The organism is Pseudovibrio sp. Ad5 (assembly GCF_001623095.1).
Lineage (GTDB): Bacteria > Pseudomonadota > Alphaproteobacteria > Rhizobiales > Stappiaceae > Pseudovibrio.
This window is the reverse complement of the sequence record NZ_LMCH01000063.1, coordinates 339,672-357,827: the sequence shown is the minus strand read 5'-3', so window position 1 is coordinate 357,827 and position 18,156 is coordinate 339,672. Positions and strand designations below refer to the sequence as shown.

General features: G+C 49.7%; 17 protein-coding genes. 13 read left to right on the top strand and 4 right to left on the bottom strand.

The annotated features are described in order from the left end of the window. Nucleotides 1-69: 69 nt before the first annotated feature. The 6 genes from PsAD5_RS21305 to PsAD5_RS21280 all read left to right on the top strand — a co-directional run bounded on the left by PsAD5_RS21305 (nt 70) and on the right by PsAD5_RS21280 (nt 6,941). The gene (locus tag PsAD5_RS21305) at nt 70-867 is read left to right on the top strand and encodes a dimethylarginine dimethylaminohydrolase (protein WP_063293570.1); all 798 of its coding nucleotides are present in this window, start codon (nt 70-72) and stop codon (nt 865-867) included. Nucleotides 868-2,032: 1,165 nt separating this feature from the next. Beyond that, entirely contained in the window at nt 2,033-2,941 is a 909-nt protein-coding gene (osmF, locus tag PsAD5_RS21300) for a glycine betaine ABC transporter substrate-binding protein OsmF (protein WP_063293569.1), read from the top strand. Between the two features lie 11 nt (nt 2,942-2,952). After that, nucleotides 2,953-4,122 (top strand): ABC transporter permease, encoded by a 1,170-nt coding sequence (locus tag PsAD5_RS21295; RefSeq protein WP_063293568.1) that lies wholly within the window; start codon nt 2,953-2,955, stop codon nt 4,120-4,122. After that, complete coding sequence (locus PsAD5_RS21290; protein ID WP_063293567.1) at nt 4,119-5,063, top strand: ABC transporter ATP-binding protein; 945 nt, start codon at nt 4,119-4,121, stop codon at nt 5,061-5,063. The genes PsAD5_RS21295 and PsAD5_RS21290 overlap by 4 nt, the downstream gene beginning before the upstream one ends. Next, a complete protein-coding gene (locus PsAD5_RS21285) occupies nt 5,050-5,787 on the top strand; it encodes an ABC transporter permease (RefSeq protein WP_063293566.1) in 738 nt (245 codons plus the stop codon). The genes PsAD5_RS21290 and PsAD5_RS21285 overlap by 14 nt, the downstream gene beginning before the upstream one ends. A 377-nt stretch (nt 5,788-6,164) precedes the next feature. After that, nucleotides 6,165-6,941 (top strand): cyclase family protein, encoded by a 777-nt coding sequence (locus tag PsAD5_RS21280; protein WP_244272107.1) that lies wholly within the window; start codon nt 6,165-6,167, stop codon nt 6,939-6,941. A 48-nt stretch (nt 6,942-6,989) separates the two neighbouring features. On the opposite strand, the gene PsAD5_RS21275 is transcribed toward PsAD5_RS21280, so the two are convergent. Then, entirely contained in the window at nt 6,990-8,207 is a 1,218-nt protein-coding gene (locus tag PsAD5_RS21275) for an MBL fold metallo-hydrolase (protein WP_063293565.1), read from the bottom strand. Nucleotides 8,208-8,552: 345 nt separating this feature from the next. On the opposite strand from PsAD5_RS21275, the gene PsAD5_RS21270 reads away from it, so the two are divergent. Then, nucleotides 8,553-10,184 carry a hypothetical protein gene (locus PsAD5_RS21270; RefSeq protein ID WP_063293564.1) on the top strand — a complete coding sequence of 544 codons (1,632 nt, stop codon included), beginning with the start codon at nt 8,553-8,555 and terminating at the stop codon, nt 10,182-10,184. Between the two features lie 16 nt (nt 10,185-10,200). Here PsAD5_RS21270 and PsAD5_RS21265 read toward each other — a convergent pair whose 3' ends face one another. After that, nucleotides 10,201-10,794 (bottom strand): TetR/AcrR family transcriptional regulator, encoded by a 594-nt coding sequence (locus PsAD5_RS21265; protein ID WP_063293563.1) that lies wholly within the window; start codon nt 10,792-10,794, stop codon nt 10,201-10,203. Between the two features lie 168 nt (nt 10,795-10,962). Here PsAD5_RS21265 and PsAD5_RS21260 point away from each other — a divergent pair, with 168 nt between their 5' ends. The 4 genes from PsAD5_RS21260 (at nt 10,963) to PsAD5_RS21245 (ending at nt 13,106) form a co-directional block, all read left to right on the top strand. Beyond that, nucleotides 10,963-11,325, top strand: coding sequence for a hypothetical protein (locus PsAD5_RS21260; protein WP_063293562.1), 363 nt, complete (start codon nt 10,963-10,965; stop codon nt 11,323-11,325). Further along, complete coding sequence (locus PsAD5_RS21255; protein WP_063293561.1) at nt 11,322-12,227, top strand: phytanoyl-CoA dioxygenase family protein; 906 nt, start codon at nt 11,322-11,324, stop codon at nt 12,225-12,227. Before PsAD5_RS21260 ends, PsAD5_RS21255 begins: the two co-directional genes overlap by 4 nt. A gap of 4 nt (nt 12,228-12,231) precedes the next feature. Continuing rightward, nucleotides 12,232-12,564, top strand: a complete 333-nt coding sequence (locus PsAD5_RS21250; protein WP_063293560.1) for a DUF962 domain-containing protein — start codon at nt 12,232-12,234, stop codon at nt 12,562-12,564. A 167-nt stretch (nt 12,565-12,731) separates the two neighbouring features. Then, a complete protein-coding gene (locus PsAD5_RS21245; protein ID WP_063293559.1) occupies nt 12,732-13,106 on the top strand; it encodes a hypothetical protein in 375 nt (124 codons plus the stop codon). Between the two features lie 618 nt (nt 13,107-13,724). Here the strand turns inward: PsAD5_RS21245 and PsAD5_RS21235 are convergent. Next, nucleotides 13,725-14,492: a glycosyltransferase family 2 protein gene (locus PsAD5_RS21235; protein WP_063287480.1), complete on the bottom strand. Its 768-nt coding sequence runs from the start codon at nt 14,490-14,492 to the stop codon at nt 13,725-13,727. 109 nt (nt 14,493-14,601) lie between these two features. Between PsAD5_RS21235 and PsAD5_RS21230 the strand changes: the two genes are divergently transcribed. Both PsAD5_RS21230 and PsAD5_RS21225 read left to right on the top strand, forming a co-directional pair. Then, nucleotides 14,602-15,381: a glycosyltransferase family 2 protein gene (locus PsAD5_RS21230; RefSeq protein ID WP_063287714.1), complete on the top strand. Its 780-nt coding sequence runs from the start codon at nt 14,602-14,604 to the stop codon at nt 15,379-15,381. A 34-nt stretch (nt 15,382-15,415) separates the two neighbouring features. Beyond that, on the top strand, nt 15,416-16,357 hold the full coding sequence (locus tag PsAD5_RS21225; RefSeq protein ID WP_084404397.1) for a glycosyltransferase family 2 protein: 942 nt from the start codon (nt 15,416-15,418) through the stop codon (nt 16,355-16,357). Nucleotides 16,358-16,643: 286 nt separating this feature from the next. Here PsAD5_RS21225 and PsAD5_RS21220 read toward each other — a convergent pair whose 3' ends face one another. Continuing rightward, a complete protein-coding gene (locus tag PsAD5_RS21220) occupies nt 16,644-18,152 on the bottom strand; it encodes a malonate--CoA ligase (RefSeq protein ID WP_063293557.1) in 1,509 nt (502 codons plus the stop codon). Nucleotides 18,153-18,156: the final 4 nt, after the last annotated feature.

Here is an 18,156-nt window from a genome sequence, read left to right as displayed (position 1 = left end):
TCCGCATAAACTAGGTGTCAATACTAATATTGATTCAGTCTAAAATTGGCGCAAAACAGGGAGAAAATCTTGACTAAGCGTTCTTATACATTCACCCACGCGATCACTCGCACACCGGGTCAGTCCATCACACGGGGCCTTCGTGCGGTGGATGTTGGCGCACCCGATCACGAAGTTTTCCTCAAGCATCACGATGATTATGTGGCCGCATTAAAAACCACCGGAGCGACAATCATCACGCTTGATGCAATGGAAGAATTTCCTGATTCTGTCTTCGTTGAAGATGCTGCGCTTTGCCTGCCAGAGGTTGCTATCGCAATGCGCCCCGGTGCTTCAAGCCGTCTAGGAGAAGCTGCAGCTATGATCCCAAGCCTTGAAAAACTGTATGATACAGTGCTCACTATTCAAGGCGAAGGGTTTATCGATGGCGGGGACATCCTCACTACCGAACGTGAAATTCTCATCGGCACATCTGCACGAACCGACACGGCAGGGATCGAAGAACTGCGCAAAATGGTTGCCCCGTGGAACTACAAGGTTCGTGAGTTACAAACTCCAGATGGTGTTCTCCACTTCAAAACCGATTGTTCCTTACTTGATGAAGAAACCATCCTTTCCACGAAGCGTTTGGATGCATCTGGTTGTTTTGAAGGTTATCGTGTCCTGCACACCGCAGAAGGTGAAGAAGCCTGCGCTAACTCCATCAGATTTAACGATCTTGTGCTGATGCCGGATGGCTTCCCGAAAACCGAAGAACTTCTGGTAAAAGAAGGCTACAACATCCGCAAAATTGGCAATACCGAGGCAGCAAAACTAGACGGCGGCATGTCATGCCTATCACTACGTTTCTCACCACCAATGATGTAAAATACAGTAATTTCATTCTCTGCGTCATTTAGGGAATGGCGCAGAAAATGACGCAACTTTTGCTTCTGTCAGCACATACTAACTAGGGTCACACAAAAAATGGATTGGTCTCAAGCCCAGGAAGCAGAAGTGACCGCATTTGGATAAATGGTTTGAGTTGTTGCTCTCAATCACGCAAGCTGCACTCGACTCGCTCTAAGAACTGAATGTCGTTGCATTGGCATACCATTAGAAAATAACCTCAATTGGACTTCCTGTCGTGGCGCAATCTCTCAGCCACTAGCAAGTAAGGTTTTCGCTTTCGTAGACCTTACAACACCTAGCTTAGCTTGCGTGCATATGGACAATACTGAGCGTACAACTTAGTATTGTCTAATATCGCTGCAATTAACTCATGAACATGCAAACACGAACTCACTGATGCTTTTCCTGTTATGTAACGAGTTGAGAACACCATAATGGCGTTCAAACGTTGATCCAATCGTGAATCTCTGGCCTCACTCTCGTTAACACAAACATCCAAAAGCATATCTTAGCTCACAGCTAAGTAACTCTCCACCCAACAACGCTACACTAAATGCAAATTTAAAATTTATGACTATAAACACACTAACTTCACACGATATATATAACATAAAACACTTACACTCAAACAACTAAACTTATTATTAATTTTATCAATACTCATCAAAAAGACTTAGTCGCGGGCTTTTATTCAATCAAATTATCTTTTGCTAGGACATTAACTTTCTTTTTGAAGCATATGCCAATCCCACATCGTCTCGAGACACCGTATTTCAACAAAACCTTGCAGCCAGAACTTCTCTGAGCATATTCTTGAGAATTAGGGGACGGAATGAACGCTGGATAAAGTTCCGTTTGGAGACCAGAGGCGGGTTGCGAAGAAACAGGCGGCGACCTATATGAGCGGTGCCTTTGGTACAACTCTGGATTACTTATGGTTTTTACAAGAGTGTTCGAGGCTGAAGGGGAAGTCGAGTGAGGGAAAATCTCAGATGATATTCGACAGATTTGGCGAAATCGATTCCGTGCTAAACGCCCAAGTTTAGGACAATAGCCCTTTTAGGGATGCCACATTCTTCCCATAATAGAAATTTCACAATGCAGTGCTGAAAAATAGAGAGCTTTGAGGAGCATACTTCGCATGACATTTAATCGAATTCTTGCTGCGATCGGCATGACCGGAGCCTTAACAGTTGCAGCTCATGCTGAAATTGTTGTTTCTTCCAAAATTGATACTGAAGGTGGTCTCCTCGGAAACGTTATTGCACTTGCGTTGGAAGATGCTGGTTTGCCAGTAGAACGCCGTCTGCAGCTTGGCGGCACTCAGGTGGTTCGCGAAGCACAGCTTGCAGAGCAAATCGACATCTATCCTGAATATACGGGAAATGCAGCCTACTTCCACAATGAGGCGGACAGCGAAGTCTGGAAAGACGCCAAAGCCGGATACGCCCGCGCAGCTGAGCTGGATGGTGAGAAGAACGGGCTGGTATGGCTTCAGCCTGCGCCAGCCAACAACACCTGGGCCATCGCTGTAACAGGCGCATTGGCCTCCCAGAACAAACTTGCCACTATGTCTGACTTCGGCGCCTGGGTTGCAAACGGAGGCGATGTCAAGCTGGCGGCCTCTACGGAGTTTGTTTCTTCTCCCGCCGTTCTTCCTGCAATGCAGGAAACCTATGGCTTTAAGCTGTCTCCAGATCAGACCGTCGTGCTTTCTGGCGGAGACACAGCCGCGACAATTCAGGCCGCAGCTCGTGGCACATCTGGCGTCAACGCAGCTATGGCATACGGCACAGATGGCGGAGTAGCTGCAACAGGCCTTGTTGTTATGACGGATGATAAGGGCGTACAGCCAGTCTACGAGCCAGCTCCGGTTATCCGAGCTGCTGTGTTAAAACAGTATCCAGAAGTTGCATCAGTCTTGAACCCGATCTTTGCAGGTCTGGATCTGGCGACACTACAGGAGCTCAACGGTCGCATTCAGGTTGGCGGCGAACCAGCAGCTGCGGTTGCAAAAGACTATCTGACCAAGATCGGTGTTTTGGACTAACTGCGCGCGTTATGCCTGGCAGGATTAAATCAGTCGTCTCCGGACCCGGTCTTTTGTTTGTAAGCCTGGGTCTGGTTGCCTTATACGCCCCTTTTATGACGCTTGCCGCCAATCGTATTGTCGCGGGTGAGGGTATCCCTGTGTGGGACGTGGCCGGACCAGAAGCCGTCATTCCCGGCTTTGCTGGCTTGCTGGCTGGACTTGTCCTTGGTTTGCCAGCGGCTTGGCAAGGTTTGCGTTTGACGGGTGCAATGATCGGAATAGCAGCGTTAATTTGGCTGTTGATGGAGGGCAGCACCTCACTTCTTGAAGGCGCTGGAACTTATGCCAGAGTATCCCTGGGCAGTGGTTTCTGGTGTTTGCTCGCAATCCTGTTACTGCTGGCGGCGGATGCTCTGTCCTCTCTTTCTCCTGGCCCCAAAATGCGCGGCGCCTTGTTGGTACTAGCGATTGTGGTGTCGGCGTTGGTCTTGTGGTCAGGAGCCTTGACCGATCTGTCAATCTTCAGAGAATACGCCAGCAAACAAGATGCCTTCTTCAATGCAGCGTGGCGGCACCTCGGCCTTGCTTTTGGCTCGCTTGTTGTAGCCGCTGCTATAGGTTTCCCTCTTGGCGTGTATTGCCACCGGAACGAAGGGTTGCGTAGCGCTGTCCTGCCTGTGCTCAGCTTTCTGCAAACAATCCCCTCACTTGCCATGTTCGGCATCATGATCCCACTTCTTGCCTGGGTCAGCAGCACTATCCCCGGTGCCAAGGAACTGGGCGTCGTCGGTATCGGCTTTTTGCCCGCATTTCTGGCACTGGTTATCTATTCCCTGTTGCCGGTGGTGGCAAACACTGTGGCCGGTCTGGAAGCCACTCCAATCGTGACACTGGATGCAGCACGCGGTATGGGAATGACCCGCCATCAACGCCTCATACAGATTCAATTGCCACTGGGGCTTCCGGTTATGCTGGCTGGGCTGCGGATTGTTCTGGTGCAGAATATTGGCCTTGCGGTAATCGCCGGATTGATTGGCGGTGGTGGTTTTGGAACCTTTGTCTTTCAAGGCCTCAATCAGACCGCAACAGACTTGATCCTGCTTGGAGCCCTGCCAACAGTCATTCTTGCTCTTATCTCAGCAATTACAATGGATATTCTGGTCGAACTGGCCCGCCCTAATCAGATGAGGCACGGATGATTGAGATCGACAACATAACCAAGGTTTACGACGGGCGGCCTGCTGTCGATTCCGTATCTATGACGATTGAGAGCGCAACAATCACCGCAATTGTCGGCACATCCGGCTCTGGAAAAAGTACATTACTGCGTATGGTCAACCGGCTTGTCGAGCCCACGTCTGGCCAAGTTCGGATCAATGGTGAACCAACTGCAGGATTACCGAAGAACGCCCTGCGCCGCCGCATTGGGTATGCAATTCAGGGCCATGGTCTCTTCCCGCATCACACAGTTGCCAGAAACATCGGCGCCGTGCCGCGGCTACTCGGTTGGGACAAGGACAAGATCCATACGCGTGTGAATGAGCTGTTGGACCTATTCTCCATGCCGCCAGATGAGTTTCGCGATCGCTATCCTGCTGAGCTCTCAGGCGGTCAGCAACAACGGGTAGGCGTGGCACGAGCTTTGGCATCACGGCCCGACCTGTTGCTCATGGATGAACCCTTCGGGGCACTGGACCCCATCATTCGAACGCGCGCGCAGACAGACTTGCACCGGATTCAACGAACACTCGGCTCCACAATCCTTCTCGTCACGCATGATATGGAGGAAGCCATACAGCTTGGTGATCAAGTAGCGGTGATGGATCAGGGACAGTTGGTTCAGCACGGCACGCCAGCAGAGATCATCACCAACCCTGCCACAGAGTTCGTTGCAGAAATGGTTGGCGGTGTCGATCGACCGCTTCGCCTGCTATCGCTGCTTTCGGTCTCCCAGATACTTGAAGAGGGAGCTGCTGAAGGGGAGCCAATCGACGAGAAGTCCAACCTGCGAGAGGCTCTTTCTGTTTGCCTTTGGAGCGGGCGAAATGCTGTGCCTGTAGAACGCAACGGTAACCCTATTGGCCGTGTAACACTGGAAGCGATCCGCTCCAGAGCCGAGGGGACACATGAGCCGGGCTAATTTCCTGAGGATGATCGTTGTTTCGCTGCTGCTCGCTCTTGTCCTTCGGCCTGAGTGGTTTGCACCCATGTTTGAACCCTTCACACCGCCCGGTGCCGCCGTGATCTACGATCGTACCTCGTTGTTGTCGCTTTCTCTGAGCCATCTGGGTATCGTTGCCTTAGCCTCAGTCGCCGCAATCGTTGTTGCAGTGTTACTGGCGATCCTCGTCACTCGCCCACAAGGGAAGGCATTTTTGCCGCTGTCACGAACCATTGCGAACATGGGACAAACGTTTCCACCTGTGGCCGTTCTGGCTTTGGCAGTTCCGATGCTGGGTTTTGGAGCCGGACCAACGCTTGTTGCGCTGTTTTTGTACGGCATCTTGCCAATCTTCGAAAACACAATGACTGGTCTTTCAACCTTGCCACCTGCAACCATGGAAGCAGCCCGGGGAATAGGGCTCAGCCGCCGGCAACGTTTGCTTCAAGTCGAACTTCCACTGGCGCTTCCTTTGATCCTGACAGGTGTTCGCCTCTCTGTCGTCATTGCCATCGGCACAGCAACAATCGGCTCCACCGTCGCCGCCCGCACGCTTGGCGAAGTCATCATCGCAGGCCTGCTGACCAACAACACCTCCTACGTCTTACAAGGCGGCCTCATAGTCGGCCTGTTCGCAGTCCTGATCTACGACGCACTAACCCAACTCGAAGCCAGCATCCGAAAACGCCTTGGTGTGGCCTGAGTAAAAATGTAAGTCAAACCTTCCATAATTCGGTTCAGAAATCTTGCACTTTGTTCAAAGATAGCAACGGATTGCACTTGCTGCTCTCCACGTAACTCAACTTCCCTCACCAGCACCAGCCCCTCTTATTGTTACATTTCACACCATTTTTTCGCCATAGAATTTGCGGTTTCTGCAAGTTTCACTTTCTTCATTCATAAACTAATGAACAGAAACATTTGGCCCTTTCGCTCCACGTCCTTCCGGGTACATCCCCTAGCGTATTGCTCTCCTTAACCCTTCTCACATACGCTTTAGAGCTGAACCACAGAGGAACGGATATGTGTGATGCGTGTGTTGTGCGGATGGTGAGGGAGCGGTTGTCCCGGAGAGGGTTTATGTGTGGGGCAGTGGCCTCGGTGGCGGGTGGGGCTGTGCTGAGTGCATCTGCTTTGGCGGCAACGGCAAATGTTCTACCGGAGACTGTTTCGTTTTCAAACGTGATTGACCTCACCCAGACACTGACGCCTGATTTCCCGACGTTTGAGGGTGGTCCTTCATTTGAAGAGAGCTACGAATATACCTTTGCTAAAGACGGATTGAATTTGAAGACTCTCCACTATCACGAACATGTGGGAACTCATTTCGACGCTCCGATCCATTTCAGCAAAGACGGGCAATCAATTGATGAAATTCCGGTTGAGAAGTTCGTCTGCCCGTTAGCGGTGATTGATGTGCGTGATCAAGCGGCGGATAATCCTGATTACCGTGTCATGCCAGAAGATATTCTGAAGTACGAACAGCAGCATGGGCGTATCCCGGACAGGGCCTGTGTCGCAATGCTCTCTGGCTGGCCGCAATATGTGGGCACCGATAAATACCGCGGGGAAGACAGCAAGGGCGTTCTCCACTTCCCCGGTTTCCATGAGGATACGGCGAAGTTCTTAATCAACGAGCGCAGTGTTTACGGACTTGGTGTGGACACGCTCTCCATCGATTACGGGCCAACAAAAGACTTTCCCGTGCACTATCTGTGGCTGGGGTCTGGGCGCTATGGCATCGAGAACCTGACCAATCTGGATCAGGTGCCATTGGCAGGGGCAACAATCATCGCTGGAGCCCCAAAGTTCAAAGGTGGAACCGGCGGACCAGGTCGTGTCCTTGCAGTTTATTAAAGATGTGAAGGAGAGCTGAGTTCAACGGCTCTCCCTGTCGTCCACCCGTTAGCTGGAGGGTGTTGCTACGTTTTGAGGGGGATTGTCCTTCATCTCCTTGGCGCGCTTTACCGCATCTTCCACCTGCGTTGCCCAGATCGGACGTTCCTCGGCGTTTTTCCAAGGCACTTTGGGCCACCAGGCTTTTGTAGAGATAACCTGTCCCGGCTCAACAGAACCACCCGGCAGCGGTATGGCGACATCCACCCCGTATTTTTCTGCGGCAACCTTGACGCGTTCCACAGGCTCCGTCCAGTTGTGAGAGGATAGATCAAACAGACCCCAATGGACCGGGAGCATTGTTTTGCCCTTCACCAGTTTGTGCACCAAAACGGCCTGCTCTGGTCCTAAATGGGTGTCTTTCCAGAGCGGATTGTAAGCCCCTGTTTCAATCACGGTCAGATCAAACGGACCAAGGCGGTCGCCAATCTCCTCAAAACGATCATGCATGCCAGTATCGCCGGAGTAGTACACTGAATGCTCTGGCCCATTAAAGGCCCAACCAGCCCAAAGAGTTGCATTCACATCACTAAAGGTGACGGAGCGGCCTGACCTATGTCGTGATGGGGTGGCCGTAACCGTCGTCTCCTCAATTTGCATTGATTGCCACCAATCGAGTTCAGTAATGCTGGACTTGGAAACACCCCAATATTCCAGATGAGACCCAACTCCGAGTGGAACGATCCATTGAACCTGCTGTTGAGCCAGTCTCTGAACCGTTTCCATATCCAGGTGGTCATAATGGTCATGAGAGATCACAACGGCATCAAGCTCAGGGAGTTCTTCCAATGCAATTACGGGATCATAGAAGCGCTCAACGCCTGCCCATGGCAAAGGCGAAGCGCGTTTGCTCCAAACCGGATCGATCAGAATACGCGTTTCATCCATCTCAACAAAAAGCGTGGAATGTCCGAACCATGTAACGCGAGCGCCGGATTCCGGTGGTTTGTTGAGGCGGTCACCAATCGTCTCGACAGGAATGTCTTGCTGCGGCCTGTTGTGGTCGGTCGACTCCAGAACAAACTGACGGAAAATCTCACTTAGCGGGCCACGCACCATCGGCAGCTCGTTTGCAAAACTATCCTCACCCCATTGGTTGGATTGCGTCAGCTGCGCTTTGTGCTCATCATTCGGCTTTTGCCCCATGTTCGTATAGGCGCTGGCGTAAATCGCACCAACTCCGATCACCACAACACCCAGCACGCCACCCGCGATCTTCTTAATCATTCTTTTTTGCAATCTCTTAGTTGCGAGTTTGAAGAACCTAGCCTGCTCGCCTTGCCCGTTTCTCGCTGCTTAAACTAGGAACCAGTGAGTGTACATACCAGACGCAAGCTGTAAATTATGTGCGCGAGCCACAGTTCTGTGACGACCATCACATTTTCAGGCACTCCGAAGCTCAGCGCGCGCCTCACCTCTCTTCTCTGCAAATTGCTATAAAATATTTTGCCTCCTTCAATCTTCGATTAACTCAACGACGCAATTCACGTCATCTCCCTTAAGATTGCTCAGTATTTTGGTCTTATAGGTAAGCAAGAACCAAAAATATGTGCATTCGATTGGAGCATCTCGATGCCGAAGTCAGACCTCACCCCCGAGCAGGAAAAATGGACTGAGCAGGTCCTTAAGCACTTGAATTTAAAGAATGTGGATGAGGTGCAGCTGGACGAGAGGCATTCGGATACTACCGAACACAGCAATCGTCCCAATGAAGTGAATCCGGGACGGCCCGCAGCGCGGCGATCACGCGTGCTGGTTTCCAAGGACAGCACGGCTGCACATCAGCAGCAGGCAGCGCAAGCGGCAGAACAGTTCAAGGCCGAGATCACTCAGCTCTCCAACAGGTATCAAACACTGGCCACGAACGCCCAGAAGCTGGATGCACAGGCTCGTAAGCAGCTGGTCACCAAGGAGCATATCGAAGCCTTCAAGGTGCAAGTCGACAAGATCAGCAACACTTTCAAACAGTTCAATAAGAACTTTTCCGGCCAGCAGCGCCCAGATGCCGGAACCATCAGCCTACTCAAAACATTGCTGGATAAAGTTCAGTATCATATTGGCGAAGGAAAGAAGATTCTGCAGCAGGGATGCAAGCACGCGGATGCGATGATTGCCAAGGAGATGCCTGCTGTTGAGGCCTACCAAAACACCGTTGAAGACACTTACAAGCACCGCGATGAGCTAACGCAATGGGGCGTTGATACGGCTGACTTCGACAAGGCTCACCGCATCGCAAATCTGCCACTCCTGCGCATGCAAAAGGCGATTTCCGATCATAGCTATCCGGGCCTGAAGTTCATGTTGGGTAAGATTGCAGGCAAGAAGGAAGCCTTCGTCAAAGCCTATGATGACGCCAAGGAGCAGATTGATAGGAACCGGGAAGATGCGCAACAGCGGTTGGACAAAACCCTTGCCGATGCCACCGCCTTAAACAAACGCTCATCAGAACTGGAACACACTCCCGATGTACTTGCACAGTTTACAGCTTCTTTTGAGCAGGTTGCTGCTGCGACGCCAAAAGGAGAGCAGGCTTTAGGCCGTGGTGATTATCAGGGTGCGACAGCCATATTGCTCGACAACGAAGGCGCCTTGTTTCAGATGCAACAGCTATGGTTTAGCAATGCGACTGCGGCAGATGACCAAACAGATGAGCCCATCGAAAAAGGCAAACCAATCCCAACGCACAAAAAGATACAAAACCTGCGCCGTGCATTGGAACAAGCCTATGAACGGCTTCCCTTCATCAAAGCCAGTTTGCCAAATGCACACCAGTATGAAGCTGAATGCAAGTCACTGAAGACATTGCTTACATCAGCTCAATCAGATCTGATTTCTGGCAAGGTTGAAGATGCCGAAGAAAAGGTTCTGCCACTCCGGAAAATCCGCTTCCAGCTTTACAGCCTGACCCATAAGGCAAAAGAACAGGTTGAGTGGGTTGAGAGGCAACTTGTTCAGCTGCAAGGCGATGCCAAATCCTGGCTTGATCGCCACAAAGACCTTAAGCTCATAAGCCAGTCAGACGAAGACGCCAAACAAAGCTTTGACGCCTATGAAAAAGAAGCGGAGAACGTGAAAAGCCACTTCAACAACGCAGCAAGCCATATTGAAAACGGCAAAGCGATTCAGGCTCAAAAATCAGTCGATGAAGGTATGCACAGCCTTAAACGGCTGATAGCCCATGCTTCAGATATTGAACTGGACTAGCCCCCTGCTCCGCATTTTAAGGCTGCAACAGCTTTCTGATGCTCTTCGCCAGCGCTTGTTTCGTTTCCGCGCTGTCCGCATTTTCTGTCATCAGCCAGCGGGTCAGCAGCCTGTGCGCCATACCCATAATCGCCTGCCCCAACAATTCGGCAGATGTCTCATCCCAGACTAAACCTTCGCTTTGGCCATGTGCTATTGTACGGGTGGTTTCATCATGCAATGCGACGTGTGTGAACTGGGTTTGCCCTAACCAATAAGCTTGCGGGATATTCAGAAATACAATGCGCGCTATGCTTGGATTGGCGAAATAAAACTCGCACCAGATATCCAGGAACACGAGGCATTTATCGACCGTGTTATCAGCAGAACGCGCTGCTTGCATCGCTTCTGCATAGAGGTTTTCAAGATCCCCTTTGATGCATGCGTAGAGCATCTCTTCTTTATTGCCAAAGTACTTGTAGACTGTTTGCGGACTCACCCGCGCCTCCTGGCAGATCTGCCGTATCCCCACATCCTGATACATCCCGGAGGAGAAGATCTCCAGAATGGTTCTGCGAAGTGTTTCAAGTGCTTCCGGCTTTATTGTTCTGCGGTCTACATCCACGGTCATTCCGATTGGCTCCCCCAATTTCCACCATTGTATCCGTTTTTTTAGTGTCTCCTAGCCGCCTTGTTTGAACATGTACCGAAAAACACTCCAGATTTGATCAAGATCAATTAACTTGACACACCAACAAAACTCGGTAACGCTGTTTCCATATATTCAGGAGGGAGAACTTTGGGGGAGTTTCAAACTTATCTGCCAATTTATGCAGTGGTTCTCGCCGTTATACTCAGTGTCGGCGAAACACTCATTTTGATAAGAACCGATAAATATTGGCCGTTATCTATCGATGACTATCTTGCATGCAGCTTACTTATCTTTTCTGCTTTGATTTTTGAAAGCGCAGTGGGTGTCGCTCTTATGCTTTGTGCCTGGGCATTCATGTCTGGCAATCTTTACGCAATGCTGTTTACACGGCTCGACCCACAAACGGGAACACGCGAACGCATACCTGCTCTTTCAATTTTACTTGGCGCAGTCTCAATCGGTCTCGTTGCAACCTTCGCAACGCTCATTTCAAGGATGGTTTCAGCATGACACTGATAGATACCGCCAACTCAATAGATACAGGAACCTACCAGAAGGATGGCTTCCTGTGTCCAATCAAAGTGCTCGAAAAAGACGATGCCATCCGTATGCGCGCAGAACTTGAGGCTATTGAGAAGCTTCAGGGACATCCCATGGACAAAGCACAGTGCAACAAGTCGTACCTTCTGTATGACTGGGCAGATGAACTCGTCCATCATCCCGTTATTCTTGATGCAGTCGAGCAACTGATCGGCCCGGATATCCTATGTCTGATGACCAACCTGTTCACCAAAGAAGCAGGCAGCAAATCCTACGTTTCCATGCATCAGGACGCTGCTTACTGGGGGGTGGATGCTGATGATGTGGTCACCGCATGGGTCGCATTAAGTCCGGCCACCGCCCAATCAGGCGTGATGAAGGTGGAGCCGGGTAGTCACAAAACCATCCGCACGCAAGTCAACACCTACGCTAAAGACAACCTCCTCACCCGCGGACAGGAAATCCCGGAGGAAGAGCTGGAACCGGAAAACCAGATCTATATGGAACTGAAGCCCGGTGAAATGTCGCTACATCATTTCAAACTGGTGCATGGGTCTGATGCAAACACCACCAATGATCGCCGCATTGGCTTTGCAATCCGGTATGTGGCTGCAAAGAGCAATGTGAGTGCTGATAACCAATCCGCGCTCCTGGTGCGCGGGCAAAACCATACGAGCATCAGCATGGAGAAGCGCGCGAAGGACTTGAACCCAACACAGCGCTATCGCGAACACGCCCGCGCCATGCGCAATTTGGTCAGGTCTATGCTTCTTCCGGAAAAAGGGGCAGGATTGGGAGAACGCGCAAGACTGTTCATCACGCGTCAAGCCGGAGTAATGCTAACGTACTACCGGCAAATCAAGGGGGGATAATGCAATGAGTGAAGCCAATAATAGCCATAACCAGCAATTTGGCAGTTTCAAAGAGTTCTATCCATTTTATCTGGCAGAACATGGGAATGTCGTCAGTCGCCGATTGCATTTTATTGGAACAGCGCTGGTGCTTACACTTCTCACTTACATCATCACGTTCGGTCTTTGGGCTTTACTGCTCGCAGTTCCAGTCGTTGGCTACGGCTTTGCGTGGATTGGGCATTTTTTCTTTGAAAAGAACAAGCCAGCCACGTTCAAGTTTCCATTGTATAGCCTGCTTGGTGACTTTGTGATGTTCTTCGATATTCTGCGCGGTAAGGTTTCTATCCTGAAATAAGTCGATCGACCTGACTTGCAAGGACGGGCAAGCAGGGCAGAATTTCGGAACAATAGAAGCGCAAAGATGTTCGAACGCTGAAGGTAAAGCCCATAGATCTTGGTGCTTGTATTGGTCATGGCAGCAACTCACAATGCTTATGTGACCAATACAAATCTGAGTGTCCCATGAAAAGCCTCAGCCTGGCAGTTTTATTTCTCATTGCCTCATCCAGCCTCACTTCCGCCGGGATGAACGCCAATCTTAACTCCGCCATTGCTAATATGTGCGAGAAACTAAAAACCTGCGCATTCCAGCAAATGGGTATCAACGCGTCTTCAAAACAAACCCCGACAGCAACCGCCATCAACAACAGCGTCAATCAGGCCTGTGCGCTGATCAAAGCAGATTTCACCAGTGCGGCGACAACGAACACCCAGAAAAGAAAAGCGATTGCCTGCGTATCCTCAGTCACAAAAAAGACCTGTAGCGAACTCAGCCAACCCAACGCCCCAAGCCCACCAGCCTGCAAAGGCTTCCAAAGCTTCGAACGCGCAAAATAAGCAAGTTCCAGAACCTTTTTACGGTTCCCATGGTACTTACTCAGAAGCCTTCCATAGCTATCACCATACGTCGAGCCATAACCGTTGAGGTTGATCAGCTGGCTGCAATCGGATTGGACGCCTGGCGACAAAGTATAAAGCCGCTCCTCCCTACTCGTATAGCTCGGGACGTGGAAGCCAATACCCCTTTTTGTTTTTCGTTCATACCAGTATTAAACACATCTTGGTTGTCCAACTCGGTGATAATATTGCAAATTTTTATGCAAGAGAGTTCAACGATAATCGTATCACCGACTTCTGGATCGCTCCTCCCTTCGAAGGCAAAGGCACCGCCACAATGCTGCTCCAGACCCTCGAAGAAAAACCCACAACGCTGGCTATACTACTGCCCTCATCACAGTCATTGCCCAAAACACTAGAGCTCATCAACTTTACACCCATTTAGGCAACGAAGCGATCCGCAAGGAAGCATGATACAATCACGTTTTGAGAACAAGCTTAGAGAAGATTGATTTGATGCAGCGAGTATAAATGAGGAAGCCATTTGCACAGGTTGTGTCACTCGACCCAGAAAGTCAGAAACCGTGAACTTCACCTGTTACTTCTTAAAACGCTTTTTTATACGTCATACCCAAATTTGCGCAGAAACCGATACCAACGTTTGCGAATTGACCGTTTTAAGCGTGAGGCAATGGTGTTCGCGCGTTTTGGTTGGAAAGGATCATCAACATGAGCTTCACCGCCAATATGATGGCATGCACCAGGATTAAGGAAAGCAACCATCCAGCCATCTTTCTTCATGACCATAGAAATGCGCTCTTCCGTTCCATACTGGTCATAAGGTCCGTATTTATCCCACAAGCTCTTTCTTACAAGCCCCGGATTAAATGAGAAACTCAACCACTCAGGATGAATATCAGTCGGCATGAGAGCGTATTGTACGCCGTCAATTTCTTTCTTAATGCAGTTGTCCTGAAACCGTTGCTGTAAGTCACTAAGTTTGCGAACACAAACAACGCTGACTTTTGGCTCTGCATCCATAATTTTCTTACAAGTCTGAACAGTACTCCCCCTCTCAAACAACCAATCGTCTTCACCGTGAAATATGAATGGTGTATTGACGTGGGCATACATTTTATCAATAGACTTCATTTGCCCAAGTTGAGGTTGGTTAAGTAGAACTTCCGTTTCAGGATAATTGGAAGCCACCCACTCTTGGACTTCCTGTGTGTTTGCATCATCAATAATTATAGACTTGGCAAAATCCCCTTGATGGGCTGGCATGAAACTGTCCAGTGTGCGCGATAACAAATCAAGCCGCCCACAACTGGTGATACAAGAAGTGACATCTTTGTCGGCTCCGAGCGCTGTATTTACTTGTTTCAAGTCTCGTTTCCTTTTTTTGCCGCACTCATACCTTATGCAGCAGGCTTGATTAAATCCACGTGAACCCTTAATTACAGCTGAAGCGTAACTAGTAAATATGGCCCCGCAGATGTCACAGGTATTGCCACCGATTTCTATCCTAATTCGTTGCTTTAATGAAGCTGACCGAATTGGAAGAACACTGGAAAGCGTCAAAGAACTTGGGCAAGAAATTATCGTAATCGATTCAGGTTCCACTGATGACACTGTGGCCATTGCAAAATCTCATGGCGCAAAGGTGGTTTACAACCCTTGGAAAGGGTTCGGACCACAGCGAAGCTTTGGAGAGACGCAGTGCAGCTTTGACTGGGTGTTTTATATTGACGCAGATGAAGTTGTAACACCTGAGCTGCGACAAGAATTGACACAGATGTTTGCGGCTGGAGAACCGGAGTGTGCCTGTTATCTGGTCCGCAACACTATGGTTCTTCCTGGCGACAGCAAACCGCGCCTCTTTGCTGATTTCAGAAAAGTTCCCCGCCTTTATAACCTTAAACATGCTCGTATAAAACTTGACCCATCCTACGATCGGATGCAGCTTGATGACGGCTACAAGATGGGAACTCTGCATAATCGCCAGTACCATTACTCGTTCCGCACCTGGGCTCATGCGTTGAGCAAGTTGAACTACACCTCTGAGCTTGCGGCAGAAACACAGAAGCAAAAGCCTGTTTGGTTGTTACGCCTTCGGTTGGTGACCGAGCTGCCGGTTGAAATGTTCAAGTACCTGTTCGTGCGACGCTTTATTTTCGCTGGCTGGAAGGGCTTTGCCTTCGCAGCAACCCAGTCATTCTCCCGTTTCTCCCGCATCCTGAAAATGCTCGAAAAAAAGCAGAACGTTCAACATTAAGAATGTTACTCCTTTAATTTAGTCGGAATTTTTCGTGTCAAACTCCCAGAAACTTGTGATTGCAGTATGTACGCGCGCACGTAAAAACATGCTGATCAATTGTTTATCATCTATAAATCAGCTCGTTAAGCATCCGAGTTTTGAGATCTCCCTTGTTGTGTGTGATAACAATAGTAAACCCATGCCTGTTCTAGGTCAGGAAGATGTACAAAGGGCCTCAGAATATCCTCTAACTTATGTTCACGAGCCTGAACCGGGGATCCCGTTTGCGCGCAACACTGCCATACAAACCGCACGCAACTTGGAACCTGATTGGATCGCATTTGTAGATGATGACGAAGTCATTGACGCTCAATGGTTGATTGAAATGGCACAGGCCATGAAACTATGGCCCGCAGACGTTTATCATGGTTGGACACAATCCACCCCAGAAGATCTTAACGCACCGTGGGCATTCCACCGCCCTCGTAACAAAAGAACGCTAGGCACCCGGATGGAGACCGCTGGCACGGACAATGTTCTGTTTTCTGTAAATGCCGTTAAAGGCTTAAACTTTGACGAGACAATGCGTTTTAGCGGAGGAACAGACATTGATTTTTTCTACCGGGCAACAGATCGTGGCGCGACAATCATCTGGGTACCTACAGCTATCACACGAGAAGTAACACCGCTGGCTCGGCTTTCCTTCTCCTATCAAGTGCGCAGAGCATATTCCGTAGCAAGCGCACAAGCCTACATTTCACGTAAAAGACTGGGCCCACAAAAAGCTTTTAAAAAAGCAGCCCCAAAAGCTATAGGCCGGATACTCGGAGGTATTGCTGGTAACATAACATCATGCATTATTTTTATTTTTCACGCTGAAAAAGGGCGTAAGATGATGCTGTCTTCTTCCAAGAAAATCGCTTCTGCAATTGGTCTCTTACGAGGTGTAAATATGAACTTGGGGCAGATTTACCAGAATATTGATGGGTCATAGTCATGGCCTTGTGCGCATAATGTAGTCCCCAGGACTCATAACGCTTTTACCACATCGCACCTGCAAGGGGCAGAATGTATGCAATACTGGCTCATTTATTTTGCAAAAAATTAGACTGCTTCATAACTTCGGCAACGGGACCAGGAGAGCGAGAAAAAAAGACTAAAGCGTATTTGGAGAAACACGCTATCTCTCTCCCGCCAAATATCTCAAGAAACTCATAAACTCTCTTAAAGCGTTGTAAGCCTTTCAGGTTGTTACGGCGGTAGACTTAAAACAGCTCTACCTACACAGCTTCACCATACTTATCACGCAGGATGTTTTTTTGGACTTTGCCCATGGTGTTGCGGGGGAGTTCGTTGATGATTAAGAGTTTTTGGGGGTGTTTGAAGCGGGCGAGGTGTTTTTTGACGGTGGTCATGATCTGCTCGAGGTCAGGGGTCTCACCCTTTTCGGCAACAATTAATCCAAGCGGGGCTTCACCGAAGTCAGCATGGGGTATACCGATCACAGCACTTTCATGAACACCCGGTTGCTCATCCAACAGGAGTTCAATCTCTTTTGGGTAGATATTGAAGCCGCCTGAAATGATGAGGTCTTTGTTGCGTCCAACAATGTGAACATAACCATCCATATCCACCTTTCCCATATCACCGGTGATAAAGAAACCATCTTCTCGCAGTTCGGCAGCTGTCTTCTCTGGCATCTGCCAGTAGCCTTTGAACACGTTGCGACCACGAACTTCAATGACGCCGATGCTGTCCTGGGGCAGTTCAGCACCCGTTTCAGGATTGGTGATCTTGAGTTCAACGCCGGGAAGCGGAAAGCCAACAGTGCCTGCGCGTCGCTCTCCATCGTACGGGTTCGACGTGCTCATGTTGGTCTCAGTCATGCCGTAACGTTCCAAAATGCGGTGTCCCGTACGTTCTTCAAACTGGCGATGAGTTTCAGCCAGTAATGGTGCACTGCCGGAGGTGAACAGGCGCATATGCTCTGTCAGCTCCTTGGTAAAACGCTCATCACCCAACAAACGGGTATAGAACGTTGGCACCCCCATCATGGAAGTGGCCTGCGGCAGAAACTGCACGATGGCATCCTGATTGAACTTTGGCAGGAAGATCATAGAGCCACCAACAGCAAGGATAACATTGGTTGCTACAAACAGGCCATGCGTATGAAAGATCGGCAGCGCATGTAGCAGAACATCATTTTTTGTGAAGCGCCAGTAATCAACCAGAACATCTGCGTTGGACAGCAAATTGTCCTGTGTCAGCATCGCGCCTTTGGAGCGGCCTGTTGTGCCTGATGTGTAAAGAAACGCTGCCAGATCCTGCAGATCTCGTTCTACAGTCTCAAAAGCAGTTGGGTGAGTTTTGGCTTCTGCCATCAAAGACCCGGAACCGTCTCCATTCAAGGTTTTGAGGAGGACACCTAGCTGATCAGCTAGGGGCTGCAATGTCTCTGCCTTTGCGCCATCACAGGCAAGAAGAGATGCTCCACTGTTCTCGAGAAAATAGGAGATTTCATCACCGGTATAAGCGATGTTTAAGGGCAGGAATATGAGACCAGCCTGAACGCAAGCGGCATAAAGAGCCAGAGATTCTGATGATTTTTCAACCTGTGCAGCAACACGATCGCCCGGGTTCAAGCCATTTGCGACCAGCGTGTGCGCCAACTGTGCGGTTGTTGCCAAGAACTGGGCATAAGTAAGAGTAGTGCCATCTTGAAGGAACAGAAACGGCTCTGTTTTGGACGCGTGGATCCCAAACAAACGATCATAAAGCGGGTTTGCCATGAGA

Bases quoted from the DNA above. Each gene is read 5' to 3' on its own strand.
- osmF (WP_063293569.1), top strand. From the start codon at position 2,033: ATGACATTTAATCGAATTCTTGCTGCGATCGGCATGACCGGAGCCTTA.
- PsAD5_RS21295 (WP_063293568.1), top strand. From the start codon at position 2,953: ATGCCTGGCAGGATTAAATCAGTCGTCTCCGGACCCGGTCTTTTGTTT.
- PsAD5_RS21290 (WP_063293567.1), top strand. From the start codon at position 4,119: ATGATTGAGATCGACAACATAACCAAGGTTTACGACGGGCGGCCTGCT.
- PsAD5_RS21285 (WP_063293566.1), top strand. From the start codon at position 5,050: ATGAGCCGGGCTAATTTCCTGAGGATGATCGTTGTTTCGCTGCTGCTC.
- PsAD5_RS21280 (WP_244272107.1), top strand. From the start codon at position 6,165: ATGTGTGGGGCAGTGGCCTCGGTGGCGGGTGGGGCTGTGCTGAGTGCA.
- PsAD5_RS21275 (WP_063293565.1), bottom strand. From the start codon at position 8,207: ATGATTAAGAAGATCGCGGGTGGCGTGCTGGGTGTTGTGGTGATCGGA.
- PsAD5_RS21270 (WP_063293564.1), top strand. From the start codon at position 8,553: ATGCCGAAGTCAGACCTCACCCCCGAGCAGGAAAAATGGACTGAGCAG.
- PsAD5_RS21265 (WP_063293563.1), bottom strand. From the start codon at position 10,794: ATGACCGTGGATGTAGACCGCAGAACAATAAAGCCGGAAGCACTTGAA.
- PsAD5_RS21255 (WP_063293561.1), top strand. From the start codon at position 11,322: ATGACACTGATAGATACCGCCAACTCAATAGATACAGGAACCTACCAG.
- PsAD5_RS21250 (WP_063293560.1), top strand. From the start codon at position 12,232: ATGAGTGAAGCCAATAATAGCCATAACCAGCAATTTGGCAGTTTCAAA.
- PsAD5_RS21245 (WP_063293559.1), top strand. From the start codon at position 12,732: ATGAAAAGCCTCAGCCTGGCAGTTTTATTTCTCATTGCCTCATCCAGC.
- PsAD5_RS21230 (WP_063287714.1), top strand. From the start codon at position 14,602: ATGTCACAGGTATTGCCACCGATTTCTATCCTAATTCGTTGCTTTAAT.
- PsAD5_RS21220 (WP_063293557.1), bottom strand. From the start codon at position 18,152: ATGGCAAACCCGCTTTATGATCGTTTGTTTGGGATCCACGCGTCCAAA.